Raw genomic sequence first — 15,451 nt, forward strand, 5'->3', positions numbered from 1 at the left:
TTTACACCGCTTTACTTAGTTTTTTAAGATCTTTGCTTGATAGTATGGAAAAGCAAACGAGTGCAACAACAGAGCAAATGGAAAAAAATGAAAACATAATACTGTTACCACAGTGCTTAACAAGTACTCCTAAGAGCAGACATGAAAATATTGAACTTGCAATATACCCAAATAATCCTGTTAAGCTTACAATTGCACATACATTATTTTGTGGAGCAATTTCTACAGCTATAACACCTGTCAGTACTTGAACTCCAAATATAAAGAATCCTGATAAGATTGCACCAAGGTTCATAAGAATTATGTTTTGGCCAAAGTTCATTGCAATAAAAGTGAGTGCTATACCCAACATGTAAAGTAATGCCAGCAAGCTTCTATTTTGAAAAAAGTACATATCACTAATTCTTCCTGTGATTAAAGTTCCAAGGATTCCACCTAAATCATATACGCCTGTTATTAGTGAGGATTGTACAAGAGAAATTTGTAATTTATCCCTTAAAATTATAGGAAACCAAAAGAAGATTCCCATTTTTATAATATAAGCACAAAAAGTAGCACAACATAGAAACCATATGGAACTTTTCACTTTGACACCTATCTGAGATTTCTGCACCTTATAATAGGTAGTAAAGTTGGCACTTTCTTTGTAATATGCTTTTAATATTATATAAATTCCAAAAAGTAAGCATAAGAGACCAGAGTACAAAAATGCACTTTTTGCATCATATATTTTAATTATACTTGGTAATACAATTAAAGTAATACAAGAACCAAGTTGCTGAGATGCGCTCATAACTCCCCATGATGATGCAATTGAAGAGATGCTAGAGTTTGTAACCATAAACTTGGTAATAGCTGGCCAACCTAACCCTTGTGTCCAAGCTAATAATATTAATGTTAACAGTAATAAAGTTAGATTATTATATGATAAAGTTATACCAATGGTTAATAATCCAGTTGCAATATTGCATAGCCCAAACATAAATAATGGATTATTTTTGGAGTCCATGATTATTCCATTAACGAATTTTGATACTCCATAAAAAAAAGAAAAGCAGGCAAAAAAATAGCTTAATTTTACATGGTCAGTATCTATTAACAGTGGTAGAGCAATTGGTATACTTTGTCTTGATAAATAAAGCAGCATATATCCACAGAAGAATAGCAAATATTGAAAGAAGACAAAGTTCACACCTATTCCCAAATAGCTCTATGCAGATGCTAGCATAATACTATATTGGTATAATATTGTTTGACAAGAAGTTTGCAAACAATTAGTGCAGAAAATTACTTACTTAGTATCTTTCTTATAGCAGATACAGTAGTATTAATATCTTCATAGCTTATATCTCTATGTGTTATAGCTCTGATTTTACCTCTTATGTTAGCCATTCTAATTCCATAATTTGTAACTAGTACGTTTATTAATTCTTGAGTAGATATACAATTAGTACGTAATGAAAAATACGCTATATTAGTTTTGTATAGGTCGATATCAATTATAACTTGATCTATGGAGTCTAGGCCTTCTATAAGGTGCTGCATCTTTTTATGATCTTCCTCTAAACAATTTATATTATTATGTAAAGCATATAAACATGCAGCTGAAATAATGCCAGCTTGGTGCATACCTCCGCCAATTTGAAACTTATAGTACCAAGCTTTTTCAATAAACTCTTCACTTCCAAGCAATATTGCGCCCATTGGAGCACCTAATCCTTTACTAAAATCAATGAATACCGAATCAAAATAACTTGCATACTCTTTTGGAGATATTTTAGTATGAGCACAAGCGTTGAACAGTCTTGCTCCATCTAAATGAGTGAATACGTCATTCTCTTTGCAGAGACTTGAGATCTCTTGAATATATTCTAAAGGCCACACAGCTCCACCACCAAAATTTGTCGTTTGTTCGATAGAAACAAGCCCAACTCTCGGAATATTTCTTAAACTAGGACGAGTAATAAACTCAACAATTTGTTTTCCAGTAAATATTCCTCTCGTACCTTTGATGGGCAAAGGAGTGGCATGTGCCTGGGCTGCGATCAAGCCAGATTGTACTATGAGCGGATGTGAAGTTTCATCAAGCAGCAAGTAATCACCAGGTCTTTGAATGTGTACTTTATAAGCAATTACATTGGACATCGTTCCTGAAATCAAAAAGATTCCTGAAGGTTTACCTAATATTTTACATGCGGTTGCCACTAATTCGTTCACAGTTGGATCTTCACATGCAGCTTCGTTTCCAACTTTTGCTTTAGCCATCGCTTCCCTCATTTTAGCTGAAGGGTCAGTGTTTGAATCGCTAAAGAAATCTATTTTTATTCTCATATTAAATTTAACACAACTTCCTTTATAATTTCAGCAGCTTTCATGATGTCTGTTTCCTTTGTGCCAAGATGGGTAACTGCTCTTATATGAGACTCGAGCCAAGGAAAAAGCAATAAACCATAAGCTTGGCACTTACTCAAGAAAACCTCATTAGTTACATTTAGTGCTTTTATACTAAAGCTTACTATATTAGTTTCTGGATAAGGTAGTACCAGTTTTATGTGTGGAATTTCTTTAATCTTATCTGCAAACAATTTAGCGAGCTTATTATCTTCTTTAAGCCTAGAGATATTATTCTGTAGTACGTATTTTGCTGCATTAGCACAATACCCTATCTGATGATAACCACTACCTAGCCAAACCTGTAGCTTTTTAGCCCTTTCAATTATCTCTCTTTTACCCATAAGCATTGAACCAAAAGGAGCGCCAAGTCCTTTAGTAAAAGAAAAGCTCATTGTATCCACATATTTAGCATAATCTGCTAAAGCAATATTTGTTTCGATATGAGCATTAAATATTCTTGCACCGTCTAAATGAAGATTTACATTGTGAGCTTTTAAAAAGTGATATAACTCGACTTGTTTTTCAAAAGGATAAATTTTACCATTAAACCCATTTATACTATTTTCTATAGAAACAAGACTCACCTGAGCAAAAATTTTATACCTCGGCTTAGAATTAATAGCATATTCTACTTCATCAACATCTAAGATTCCGCTATTATTTCTAATACAATTAAATACGATATTATTTACTTTTGCATTGCCTGCGCTATCGAAAAAATTAACGTGATAATTATAATGAGTTATTAGTTCATCACCAGGACTTGTTTGACTGGCAATGGCTAATCTATTTGCAAGCATACCGCTGGTTACAAATAATGCTTCTTCTACTTTGAATAATTGTTTGCAATATTCTGATAAGTCATTACAGCTTTTGTCTTCACCATAAGCAAAATCTCCAACAGTTGCATCACTTATTGCATGTATAACGTTGGAGCTCTGCAGAGTTGTAGTGTCGCTTCTCAGATCAATAATTTTTTCCATCTTCTTTTTTGCCATTCAAACAACCAATTTGAGCATTCCAAAGTTCTTTATAAAGACCGTGTTTAGAAACTAGTTCAGCGTGTTTACCATCTTGGACAATTTTTCCTTTGTTAAATACTATAATTCGGTCCATGTGTAAAAGTGTAGAAATACGGTGTGCTATAGTAATTGTAGTTTTATTTTTCATCAATTTGAATAAACTCATTTGAATTGTTTTTTCTGTTATAGAATCTAACTGACTAGTTGGTTCATCGAGAAATAATATTGGAGCGTTTTTTAAAAATGCCCTTGCTATTATTATTCTTTGTCTTTCTCCTCCAGATAGCTTGATGCCTTTTTCTCCAACTGTAGTTCCATATTGATCTGGTAGAGTCATAATGAAATCGTGAATACCAGCCAGCTTTGCAGCTCTCATTATTTCTTCGATAGTAGATTGAAGTTTACCATATATGATGTTTGCTAAAATAGTATCATGAAATAACAATGGGTCTTGAGGTATTACAGATATTTGTTGCCTCAAAGAACTCTGTGTAACTTCTGATACTATTTGATTATCAATCTGTATATTACCTTTTTTAACATCAAATAGCCTTAGAATTAAGTTTATAAAAGTAGATTTACCACCTCCAGAATAACCAACTAGACCTACCTTTTCGCAAGGATTAATGGTAACTGAGAAATCTTGAAATAATGGCTCCTGACCTTCATAAGAAAAAGAAACATTGTTAAACGTTATTCTTCCACTTAATAAATTTAATTCTTTAGCATTTTCCTTATCTTGAATTTCTGGTACGGTAGTCAAGATTGGCAATGCATCTGAAACTTTGCCGAAATGAGTAGAAAATTGGGTAAGATTCCTAGTTAGATGGTTAAGAAACTCTATAATCGATATATTAATTCCAAGTACAAGAACAATATCTCCTATTGCGATTTTGTTCAATTGATAATCATGAATTAAAAAATACAAGATACCGTCTTGTCAGTCAACAAGAAAATTATAGAAATTGAATCTTAAGCTGTATTACGAAATCAAAAAATACTTTCTATCAACATATACACTAACCAACTACATTAAATAAATTTGTGTAAAATGCTATTTTACATAAGATAGAAAGTACGCATTTTTTGATTTTAAAGTACTAAATTCTCCTCCAACCGCTTTGCCCTGTAATTCTTGATATGGTCAGGATTAAAAGCACTTTTGGATTTTAGAACACCGAAAATGATATGGAGTAGCTTACGCATTGCAGCACCAACGATAGCCATATTATGCTTACCCTTTTCCTTTAATCTCTGGCAAAAACTAATAATGATAGGATTGTGATTCTTAGCTACTATAGCAGGAAAGAAAAGTGCTTTACGTAATGTTTGTGAACCGGATTTACTTAATCTGGGTTTGGCATATACAGAGGAACCTGACGTCATATTTCGTGGTATAACTCCTGTATATGCTGCCAATTGCCTGGCATCTCTAAAAACCTCTATGTCAGGAACTTCAGCTAAAATAGCTATTGCTGATTCTTCTCCTATTCCTGGAATAGTCAATAGAAGTTGAAAATTTTCCAACAATTCTTTATGTTGATTTAATAGTTCACGTACGGAGTTTTTTATTGTTTCTATTTTTTGAGCTATATTCATTGCAAGGTCTTCCCAAGCACTTGCAACTTCTTTAAGCAGTCTCTCTTTTTTTTCTAAGTGGTTATTTACTAATGTTAACTCATCTTTTAACGCAACTGAGCAACGATAAAGATGTTTTAATTTTTTCATTTCAGGAGAAGGTGGTGTCCAACTAGAAGGTTCCTGTCTTTGGCAATAATCAGCAATAACTTCTGCATCGGTCTGATCATTCTTTTGTCGTATCAGCTTACTCCTTGCATAAGATTTTATGCAATAAGGATTTACAACACTAACAGAATGTCCAGCGTTGTGCAGAAACTCAGCCAAAGCTTCGCTATAACAACCAGTAGCCTCCATGCAGGCTTTTACTTCTTCTACATTATGTTTTTGTAGAAAGCTAAGTAAACCTTGAAACCCAGAATCCTCGTTTTTAAAACTCCTTTTTCTAGTTTCACATCTTCCTTTTTTGCTTATGAACGAGAGAAAAACATCAAAGCGATCTTTCGATACATCTATACCTAAAAAGTTGTTGATCATATATAACCCCATGCGTTACCATTAAAAATGAAAAGTAAGGCTAGTCTTGTGAATACAGAATTAGAACCATTTAGGTTTTTCTACGATACCGTCCAGCCTGTACTCTTGAGAAGAGAACTCTTATCTACCTTACAGATTTTATATCTAAGACCACTGACAGAGTTCTTCTCTTCTCCATCTAATGCTTAAGCTTAAAACATTAGATGCTTTTTACAAGATACAAGACCACTGACAGAGTTCTTCTCTTCTCCATCTAATGCTTAAGCTTAAAACATTAGATGCTTTTTACAAGATACAAGACCAACGCATACCAAGACAAACACTTCTCTCATTAGCTGATTTTGAGTGCTAAAAATAGTTATTTTGCTTGAGATCTTAATAATATGTTTTGCTAAATTAATATTGATTTACTTGCGGAAGAATAATGAAGACAAGCTCATGACGAAAGAAAATTCAAAATAAATAAAATGTCATTTATTGAGTCTATTAAGGGTCTTTTGCCTAAAACTACTTTGGGTTAGAAAATTTTTCTATACATAATGGTAATTGACAAAGTTTTAAAGGTAGAGCAACATGTCTAAAATATATTAAATCTTGTTAGGGGGTAAGTATGGATTACGAAGATGTACAAAAGATATTACTAACGTCTATCAAAGAAGATGATCCTCATAAAGGGTTTAAAGGGTTAGAGATTAAGAGATATTGTATTGCATATCAGGGACTATTTAGTAGATGGAATAGCATAATACTACCACCTTTTTTAAAGAAAATTCTAGAAAGCAAAATTTGTTGGAAAGTCGATGATACCTTAGGTTATGTTAAACTCGATAGGTATGCACTAGGGAAAAAATTGTTAGGCTTAAAAACTGAAGATGGACAAAAATCTCTTCTTGATTCCTTTGACCGTTACAGAATTGCCTGCTGGTGTTGTTTTGAAGACGAGATAAGAGCTATTTTTGAAGAATTTAAATTAACATTAGGTAATAAGCCAGTAGAGAGTTTAGTTAAGGGATGTAATAAAGGGGCTTTAATGATTTACTGGTCACATGCTATAAATAACCAAGAACATCAGTTAGAATTAAATAATGAGCATCCGTACGTTTACGCTTTTAAATGTGCGATGCTAGAAAAGCATGTTGAAGCTTTGGAATTCTTTTGGAATAAATTGCAATCTATTGATTCTGTATCTCCAAAAAGAAAAGAAGATTTATTAATGGAAGTAGCATATAATAAAGGAAATTTTTCTACTGATGATGTTGGTATGGTTGATTTTTGCCTACGTTATCTTGATCCTGACAGATATTATGAATTATTAAAAAGAGATTTTAAACAAAATAAGTATCATTATACGTTAAGTACGCTCACAGGAAGTTACTCCTTTGAAAGTGCTAAAAGGCTATTTGAAAATTTAAAGTCAGAAGATTTATCTCCTGAAGGTTATAGTACATCGATGTTTGGAGCATTGGATTCACTTATTTCTGTACCAGATGATAGTTTTATTAAGTCTGGTAGTGACATGCTTACCTCCATGTGGAATCGTTCTGGCTTTGAAACTCATAAACAACACTTTTTAGATAAGTTGGGTATAGGATATGCATCTAGAAATAGAATTGCTTGTTTGATCAAAAAGAATGTGGATATTAAGGTATTGCCGGAAATTATTAAATCTCTTAATCAAGAGCAAATGCAATCTATTATGGAAGAAGATAAATCAATACATGAGATATTCACTAGAATTAGAAATAAGCAACTAGTTGGTGGAGGAGGTGATCAGTTGCCAAGTTCATCATTAGATGTAGAAACTATACAGCAGAAGGTAACTGATGTTAGAAGCAAAGTGTAGAGTTTCTCTTTTTGAAAATTCAGTTACTTAGACTTAAACGAAAGCATACAAAGAATTTTAGTGAGAGTAAAAATTGTAAAAGGTTAAAATCAGGAGGCGGTTATGGTTGATAACAATCAACACCAAGAAAAACCACAAGATTTCGAGTTAATTGAGTTACTTTTTGGGAAAGTAGATTCTTCAGCTTCTAATGCAGTAGATCAATCTTTTGAAGCAAGATATCAGTCATTGGTTGATCAAATACAATCTTATTTACATTCTAGTGAAAAGCCTGGCTTTTTTCCTCATAGATTTTTAGGTTCTTTTTCCAGTGTATTAGATACTAAACTTAATGATAAGTTAGGTATAAAGAAGTTACACTTTCATTTTGAGGGGGCAAGAACTTTAAAGATTGTAGCAGAAACAGAATCCAAAACACATGTTTTTATTTTCACTGAAGATATAGAAGCTCAACATTCTAAACAAACAAATACTAAGAATTTTGAATTCACCACAGGTGAGTGGAAGAATGTGATGGGTAGAGATTACACTCCATTAGACGAACGTAAGCTTCAAATTGATGTGATAAAAATTTTGAAAGATAAGTATGAGTTAGTAAAAAGCAGACCAAAGTCAGACAAGGATGTTAAGTCGAAGAAGTTACATTTATATCTGAAGAATAACGTATTGGAGTATAAAGCTAAGGATATATATGGAAATATTCAAACAATGCAAATTGATTCTGGTGAGTTAAAGGGTAATGATGCGTTTAAAAATAAATTTTTTGATGAAATCAAGCAGTTTCTAGGTAAGTCAGGTAAAGATCTTAGTGATGATGTTAGAAAAGAATTATCAAGACTTACGTCAGCAAAGGGATATACCTTAAAGAGTGATGGAGAAGATGAAAAAATAAACATTAAGGTAGAAAGTAAAAAGAAGATTGTAGATCAACCCATCGAGCCTACAGTAAAGTTTCAGGAAGTGACAAAAAAGCTGGGTAAATCTATTTACCTAGAGGGTTATATAGAAAAGCTTGTCAGTTCAGATACACGTCAAGCTAAGGAAAATCTCGAAGACATTCTAAATTATATAAAAAAAATTCATACCAATTTAGACTTGCAAGCTAATGTTTATGGTATTAAAGCTCGCGAAGCTGATCAACATGGCTTTGTAGCAGGAGTATTTGATAACTTTCGATATCGTGATAATACCAAACTCTATCTGGAGCAATTTGCTGGTGGAGGTTATGCTGATGTTGTTTTGCTTGTTCGTGGGCCTAATCGTGCTGTTGATTCAGTTCCAATTCTTATTGAACTTAAGGCTGGAACTGAAGGACAAGTTGATCCAAATGATGCACTGGAGCAAGCTAAAGGTTACATTGAAGGTTTTAGACCAAATAAGATGAGGGTTTTAACCAATGCAGATAATACTATTGCTGTTGGGTTAAATTTAGATAATGCGGAACCGTTTAAAACTGAAGTAAAACCTATTAAACAACCACCAGCTCCTTTGATGGAAGAATTTATCGAACTAGTTGGCAAGTGGGATAATCAATCAGCTTATGAGGAATTTTTTAAGCGAGAGGTAAAAGATTTATTATCAAGCGAATACTATACTTTTCCAGCAAATAAAGAAACAAAAGATCATTACTATTTCAGTCGAGACATATTAGGTCAATCAATTTTAATCAACAAGGTTGGTCAAGATCAAAGTAACATTAAAAAATATATATACTCATATGGTGAGTACCCTCTGGATTGGTCTGGGGGAACAGAGTACACTTTATCCAAAAGCCCTGTTACAACATTAATATTTGTTCAAGGTAATGAAGGGCAAGAGAAAACAGCGTTCATTTTGCATATACGAGAGTCCAATACAAAAGAATTCTATGCTGATAAAAAAATTCCAGTGCTGGACATACCTGGAATAGGAAGAGTAGGCAATGTCATAGAAACTAAAATGAGTCTTAAAAAATATGAAACAGGGTTATCTTTTGAAGAACTTTTTGAAATAGAACAGATAAGCAAATATAAACCAAGTAGTGCAGATCAACAATTTGCAGGTAGTTTTTTCAAGATACCTAATTCTGATGAATTAAAGGGAAAACTTGATCAAGCAATTACTTCTCAACATGCTTCTGACGGTGAGGTTTCATTGCAAGCATATAAAGCGTTGCTTACTGAAGTAGCAGATAAGATTTACCCTATTAAAGATTTGATTACTAATGAAGCAAGATTACAAGCTGTTCTTAATGGTTTACTTAGTAGCTACAGTGATTTGAAGCTAAAAGAGACTTCTACAAAACAACAAGATTCTGCGAAGACTGTAGTTATACCTGAATTTCAAGTAGGAGCAGGTGGTCGTGTAGATATGGTAATTCAAGGTATTGGTCCTTCATCTCAGGGTACTAAAGAATACACTCCTATAGCGCTGGAATTTAAGCTTATAGATAAAAACTTAGATGAAGAAGGGATGAAGAAAGAGGTTGATAAATTAACAAAAGAACAAAATGTTAGATATGCTAAAGGAGCGGCACTGAAAGCAATTACAGACAGTGACAAAATGCTTTTTATGGGAGTAGTTGTTAATGTGAAAGCTAAAGATAAAAATTCTTTAATATTAACAAGTGATACATTTGTTTCTGCTACAGTAGTTCATAGTTCTATTCATATGATACATCCTGATACAGTAGCACAACAAGGAGAAGATCAACGGACTTTAGAATCTACAATAGGTAGTAATGATGGTGCGAGGCCTAGAAATAAGTTAGAATTTCCAGGAGTTAGTGATATTTCCAGAGGTCGTGGGAATCAATGAGTAAACGAGGATATTCAGTTAACTCAAGCAGTTCATTATACTTCTCTTCATGATAAATATGATTTGATTAGTACTAACGCTTTTTATGACAGTATTATGACAAATAACGGGAATGATATGGAGGTAGGCAATTCATTTGTAATATATTTAAAAATTTCTATAAAGAGCCTAAAATGAAAATCTTTACTAATTTGCAAGAAAGTCTTATAATTCTTTTAATGAAATAACATAAAATTGATCAGATTATTCACCTAATCGGAGAGGAGAAGTTTGTTGAGGGTTTACGTGTGTTTATAGGTATTAAGCCTGAGCAGTATAGTGATGCAAGTTGTTTTGTTTACCACAGGGAAATGGTGAACCTGCACCAAGTTATGGGTCATATTTATGTGAAAATGCAATTGGTATATTCGCAAATAAAACAGGAGATCACACTTTTAGGAGAAGGTAAAGATTACGCAAAAAGATGTTTAAATAGTCCAAATTTATGGTGAATAATGGTTCTAAGAAAATATTTTCAGCAAAGCAATTAACATTACCAAAAGATTTCAAGAAGAAAGTCAAGTAAAATATAGAATTGTGCAAATAAAAATTTGGCATTACTATAATCAAGCTAACATGTATCAATAACAAAAACTTTAAACCATTAGTTTTGTGGTATATCATTAATTCTGGTGTTTTTTATGTGAGGTAACTATGCTAAATACTTCTTCTAGCAAGGTAAGAAGGGAATCTTTGAAAAAGTCTTCCTTAGAGTCAAAAGTATCTTCTCAGCAATCTACTGAAGAAATGGGGAGTGAAGATTCTGATAGATGCGAACCAAATTCTATAGAAGGAAAACATTGGTATGAGTTATTAAAAGAAAAAATAGGTTTTGATATTAATGCGAAAAAATGGATGGAAGAACATCCAGAATTGGCTTCAAAAAATAAGTCTGAACTACTAATAAGACTAGCATACGAACTGTGTTTAGCTAAAAATACAAAATATGATCCAGAAAACGAAAATGAAGAGCAGAATAATAAATACATAAGATTTGATACACAAAGGATATTTGCGTTATTTGAAGTGGCTAATGAGCTGATAGATCCTTCAGATCGTAAGAATTTTGTAGAGTTTGTCTGTCAAAAGGGTAATGTGCAGTTATTGGAAATGATTTGTAAACAAGAAAGTTCAAAAGACTTTAATAAGATAAAACGTCAGTACAAATGGCAAGGAGCTTTTACTGGCTATTCAAAACTAATAGACTTATTACAATATGTAATTGACAATCGATGTTCTCAAGAAATAGTGCTGTGTATTGCAAAAAAAGTATATGGATATTCACATATTTTTTATAATGGAGAACAGTATCTTGAACCTAGTGCTGTAGTAGCTATGAAAAGCATTTTCAATTATCAAGATTCAGTTGTAAAAGAGCTTTTAAAGCAAGCAATTAAACTAGGTTACAAAGATACAGTATCAGTAATGTTAAGTGGTGATATTTATCACTCTATTCGCTTAATGAAATGGCAAAAATTCCAAGAGGAGCCAGAATTTATTGCAGCCTACAACATGATAAAAGAAACAGTAGCAGATGTAATAGATTCATGGGTGGAAGGTTGCAAAGATGATTTACGACGTTTATTGGATCAAGGAATAGAGATAGACATAAATGAAATAGGCAAGGAAGATCTAATATATCAACTAGAATATCTAGGAGAAGAGGTGAAAAGAGAAACCACAAGAAGAAAAGAAAGATTAGTGCAAGAGTTAAAGAAATTAGGAAAGGAAAAAGGAGAAGTAAGACTCAAGTCAACTATAGTTGGTGCTTTAATATCGACGTTGTTTTTTAACTATCAGGACAAAGTGATGGAAGGTGGGTTGTTTATATTGAAAATTAAGCAGCAAGATGATAGTAAAAAAGGAAAAATTCTTGATACATTAAAGAAAAAGATAAGTAAAGAAGAGTCTATAGACAGCATAATGTTAGAATTAATCAAATTATTGCACTTAGGTAATCATATAAAAAGTAACTGGTTCTTTAGAGAAGTGTTAGTAGAAGTTGTGAATAAGAATTTAGATAAGTTAAAGGCAGTTTGTGCTGCTATCTGTAAAGAGCCCATGGAAGAATTGCTAAGGGGTGAAGAAGTTCATGAGGATGTGATTGATGTTCTGCAATTTTTTGGTGTTGATACTCATTCATTAAAGAGAGATTTAGGGTCAGTAGAAAGTCAAGAAACATTTGAGTATACAGATTCGAGTAGTGCAACTGAAACAAACAAGTTAAGCAGTCAGGATATTGTGGATGTTGCAAAATATTACTACAAGTGGATGGAGCCTATAAATGGCAAGTATTTAGAAGGTATGAATGAAAAAGTGTTTTTCACTTGTACTGATAGATTTTCACTAGAAGATAAATTAAAACATTATAAAAAAATTCAACAAAAGGATTTAATATTTACCTCAATTATTAATACAGGTAGAAAGCATTGGGTAACATTGGTTGTTGCACGTAATGTACTAGGTAAGAATGTCGCTTACTATTGCGACTCATTTTGCAAAAAGAAAATACCAAGTGTGTTGAAGAAAGCTCTAAAAATAGATATTGATTGCATTGGCACCTCTCAGATTAAACAACATGAAGATGAATACGACTGTGGAATATTTGCTTTAGCGAATGCTTATAAAATTACCGGGATGATAAAAGGTAAATCATTTACTGAGATTAATATAGAATTAAAAGGTAAGTTTGATATAGGGCAATTAAGAAAAGATTTTGCAAAGAAAGTGAAAGAAATGCGGCAAAAGAGTGGTGTAGATAGTGAAGAAGAAGTACATGAGCCTATGGAAGTAAAGGACGGCGTTGATTCATTATTTTTACCTGATTTAAAAGCTGCGGAGAGAAAAAATGAAGAAATTGTGAAAAATGATTGTAGACAGGACAAAAATATTCAGTACCCTAGGGGGGTGTTATCTGTAATAGCACACAGAGTTGGTGTTTTTCATGAGAGGAAGGTAATGATTGGTAGTAGTAGTGTTAAACGTAAGCGCAACTGGTCTGAAGTGGAAGATATAGCAAGTAGACGAAAAAGGGGGAGAACAAGGGTTATTAAATTTACTCCTCCGACGTATTTAGAATTTTTGACTATGTTTGAAGAAGAATATAAAGATCTCTTACTAGAGTATGAATTTAGTTACGATAACCTCAAGCTTTTATGTGCTCCTTGCAATAAAGAAGTTGTAGGTTATGATGAGTTTAGTTCGCCTTCTAGCGGTGAATTTTCCTCGCCTACTAGGGATGAAGAGAGCGAAGAAACTGCTTTTGAGATATATGATCGTGCGATTACACTCTTGACGAACGGAAATAAAAAGGAAGCTATTTCAAAGCTAAATGATTTGTCAGAGAAGCACGAAATGCCGCATGCGCGCTATGCATTAGCAGTAGTAAAATTTAAGGATTTATGGAAGGGTGAAGCCGCTGAATTCGGGAAAGATAAAAAATCAGATCTTGTAGTTTCTGAAATTATTAAATCGTTAAATAGGATGACTCTCGATAATGATCTTCGTCCTTTGAATACCAGCTTGCTTTTGAAGGTACAAAAATATGATATAGGAGGGTATGGTAATCAAGTTCGGGAGATAACAGGATTAACTGTAGATGATTTGCTTTATAAGATTGTTAGTTGTACTAAAGATACTGTCTTTAGGTTTCGTAGAGAATTAGTTCCGGAAAGTGCGTTACTTCAGCCTGGTCAGATAATAAGCAAGGATACAGACAGAAGGGATTATGCTGAGTTTCTTATTAGATTTTCAATGTATGAATTCCTTAAATTGAAAATGTTAAAAAAAGATGACCTGCGAGGAGAAGATGTTGCGATAATAGATGCATTCTCCCAAATATCTAAATGCAAATTTATAAAAACGTTTAACTCTTTTCCTGCTTGGGTGATGTATGGACATGCAATCTACCTCCTAGAGTCTAATATTGGGGAAGATAATGGAAAAAGAGATGCTGTGGAACTTCTTAATAAAGCTTGTAAGCTGAAACATCAAGGAGCGTTATATTTACGTGGGGCCTTGCTTTGCGATAGGAAGAATTTTCAATTTATCTCAGAAGATCCTATTCAATTTCAGGAGTGTTTTAATGGTCTTGAGAGTTTCGCTAAACGGTATAAGAATGAAACAGCAGCATGTATGGTTGCTAATGAGCATTTAAGAAGTGATTCTCTTGTTCGACAAATGAGTCAAGGGGATGCTGAAAAGAAAGCTAAGGAGATTTTAGAAAACAGTGGATGTATATATATTTGGAAAGATTGGGAGGATAAGCAAGAATGCAATGGTCAATTACTAAGTTCTACTCCAGTGAGGACTGGTGCTCTGAGAGAATCAAAACTTTCTCTCTCTTTTACAACTTCGACAGCAAGTCAAGCTCATAGTTCTTCGTCTCCTCTTTCTTTTACGTCTTTTCAACAAGTTGAGCATAGCCCTATGAGCCCTATGTCATACTTTAACTCTAGTTTTGCTCAGGGATTGTTTCTAGGATCAAGAGAGAGAAGTGAATCAGTCTCACGTTTTGGCCAATTAACTAATGAGGATATGAAGCATAGAGGAAACATATCACATAAGTTCATCTCAGCTTTTGACGATCAATATTTAAATAGTAGAAGTATACTTTTATCCAGAAAGGAGTATTTTTTTCTTACTAGAAGAGGTGACGGGATTCTAGACAATAATTTTTCCGATATAGAAGAATATTGTAAAAAAGGTGAATACAACAGGGTTATCTCACATTGTGAGGATTTTATTGGTCTTAAAGGTGCGGGTTATATTACTAATGATGTTACCCTCAAAGCCTATTATAATAAAGGGGAAGCGCTTTTCGTACAAGGTAAATATGAAGATGCTATACAGGTTCTCGAGAAGGTGTTTGACTTAAACAATTTAAGAAAAAAAGATTATCAACAGATTTCATTTGCACGTCTTATAGCAGAGATATGTTACAAAGCTGGTAAATATGACAAGGCTATTTCCATTCTTAAAGAAGTGAGTGGTAATAGTGATAAAAACCTTAATGCGTTAATTGATAAAGATATCAAAGAAATAAAGAATATACAAAGTAGTCCTGATGTTACAGAAAATATATTTCTCCCCACTAGACCTAGTACTAGCATGAGTGGTATAGAATCAGAAAAGCATATGGTAGAAGGAAAGAAAAAATAATAGTGTGCTTTCCATACTAAAATCACAGTATGCATGGAAGGCTGAAAAAGTAGGGTTTTTATGGTACTAATCTATGTAGTTC

General features: G+C 33.1%; 8 protein-coding genes and 1 pseudogene. 4 read left to right on the forward strand and 5 right to left on the reverse strand.

The window, feature by feature from the left end:
• Window position 1: 1 nt before the first annotated feature.
• The 5 genes and pseudogenes from OPR42_RS07550 to OPR42_RS07570 all read right to left on the reverse strand — a co-directional run bounded on the left by OPR42_RS07550 (window position 2) and on the right by OPR42_RS07570 (window position 5,531).
• Window positions 2–1,147, reverse strand: a complete 1,146-nt coding sequence (locus OPR42_RS07550) for an MFS transporter (RefSeq protein WP_019236557.1) — start codon at window positions 1,145–1,147, stop codon at window positions 2–4.
• A gap of 140 nt (window positions 1,148–1,287) precedes the next feature.
• Entirely contained in the window at window positions 1,288–2,331 is a 1,044-nt protein-coding gene (locus OPR42_RS07555) for a threonine aldolase family protein (protein WP_265041656.1), read from the reverse strand.
• The gene (locus OPR42_RS07560; protein ID WP_264375841.1) at window positions 2,328–3,377 is read right to left on the reverse strand and encodes a threonine aldolase family protein; all 1,050 of its coding nucleotides are present in this window, start codon (window positions 3,375–3,377) and stop codon (window positions 2,328–2,330) included. The genes OPR42_RS07555 and OPR42_RS07560 overlap by 4 nt, the downstream gene beginning before the upstream one ends.
• A pseudogene (locus tag OPR42_RS07565) lies at window positions 3,361–4,344 on the reverse strand (ABC transporter ATP-binding protein); the annotation flags it as partial. The pseudogene OPR42_RS07565 and the gene OPR42_RS07560, both read right to left, overlap by 17 nt.
• Window positions 4,345–4,508: 164 nt before the next feature.
• Window positions 4,509–5,531: an IS110 family RNA-guided transposase gene (locus OPR42_RS07570; protein WP_264375440.1), complete on the reverse strand. Its 1,023-nt coding sequence runs from the start codon at window positions 5,529–5,531 to the stop codon at window positions 4,509–4,511.
• Window positions 5,532–6,141: 610 nt separating this feature from the next.
• Between OPR42_RS07570 and OPR42_RS07575 the strand changes: the two genes are divergently transcribed.
• The 4 genes from OPR42_RS07575 (at window position 6,142) to OPR42_RS07590 (ending at window position 15,369) form a co-directional block, all read left to right on the forward strand.
• The gene (locus tag OPR42_RS07575) at window positions 6,142–7,374 is read left to right on the forward strand and encodes a hypothetical protein (RefSeq protein ID WP_265042243.1); all 1,233 of its coding nucleotides are present in this window, start codon (window positions 6,142–6,144) and stop codon (window positions 7,372–7,374) included.
• A gap of 102 nt (window positions 7,375–7,476) precedes the next feature.
• Entirely contained in the window at window positions 7,477–10,170 is a 2,694-nt protein-coding gene (locus OPR42_RS07580; RefSeq protein WP_265042244.1) for a hypothetical protein, read from the forward strand.
• 287 nt (window positions 10,171–10,457) lie between these two features.
• Window positions 10,458–10,661, forward strand: coding sequence for a hypothetical protein (locus OPR42_RS07585; RefSeq protein ID WP_265042245.1), 204 nt, complete (start codon window positions 10,458–10,460; stop codon window positions 10,659–10,661).
• Window positions 10,662–10,863: 202 nt separating this feature from the next.
• The gene (locus OPR42_RS07590) at window positions 10,864–15,369 is read left to right on the forward strand and encodes a tetratricopeptide repeat protein (RefSeq protein ID WP_265042246.1); all 4,506 of its coding nucleotides are present in this window, start codon (window positions 10,864–10,866) and stop codon (window positions 15,367–15,369) included.
• Window positions 15,370–15,451: the final 82 nt, after the last annotated feature.

The organism is Wolbachia endosymbiont (group B) of Melanostoma mellinum (assembly GCF_947251465.1).
GTDB lineage: Bacteria > Pseudomonadota > Alphaproteobacteria > Rickettsiales > Anaplasmataceae > Wolbachia.

What these genes read in the sequence shown, in the direction of transcription:
- OPR42_RS07550 (WP_019236557.1), bottom strand. Translation starts at nt 1,147, where the DNA reads ATGCTGCTTTATTTATCAAGACAAAGTATACCAATTGCTCTACCACTG.
- OPR42_RS07555 (WP_265041656.1), bottom strand. Translation starts at nt 2,331, where the DNA reads ATGAGAATAAAAATAGATTTCTTTAGCGATTCAAACACTGACCCTTCA.
- OPR42_RS07560 (WP_264375841.1), bottom strand. Translation starts at nt 3,377, where the DNA reads ATGGAAAAAATTATTGATCTGAGAAGCGACACTACAACTCTGCAGAGC.
- OPR42_RS07570 (WP_264375440.1), bottom strand. Translation starts at nt 5,531, where the DNA reads ATGATCAACAACTTTTTAGGTATAGATGTATCGAAAGATCGCTTTGAT.
- OPR42_RS07575 (WP_265042243.1), top strand. Translation starts at nt 6,142, where the DNA reads ATGGATTACGAAGATGTACAAAAGATATTACTAACGTCTATCAAAGAA.
- OPR42_RS07580 (WP_265042244.1), top strand. Translation starts at nt 7,477, where the DNA reads ATGGTTGATAACAATCAACACCAAGAAAAACCACAAGATTTCGAGTTA.
- OPR42_RS07590 (WP_265042246.1), top strand. Translation starts at nt 10,864, where the DNA reads ATGCTAAATACTTCTTCTAGCAAGGTAAGAAGGGAATCTTTGAAAAAG.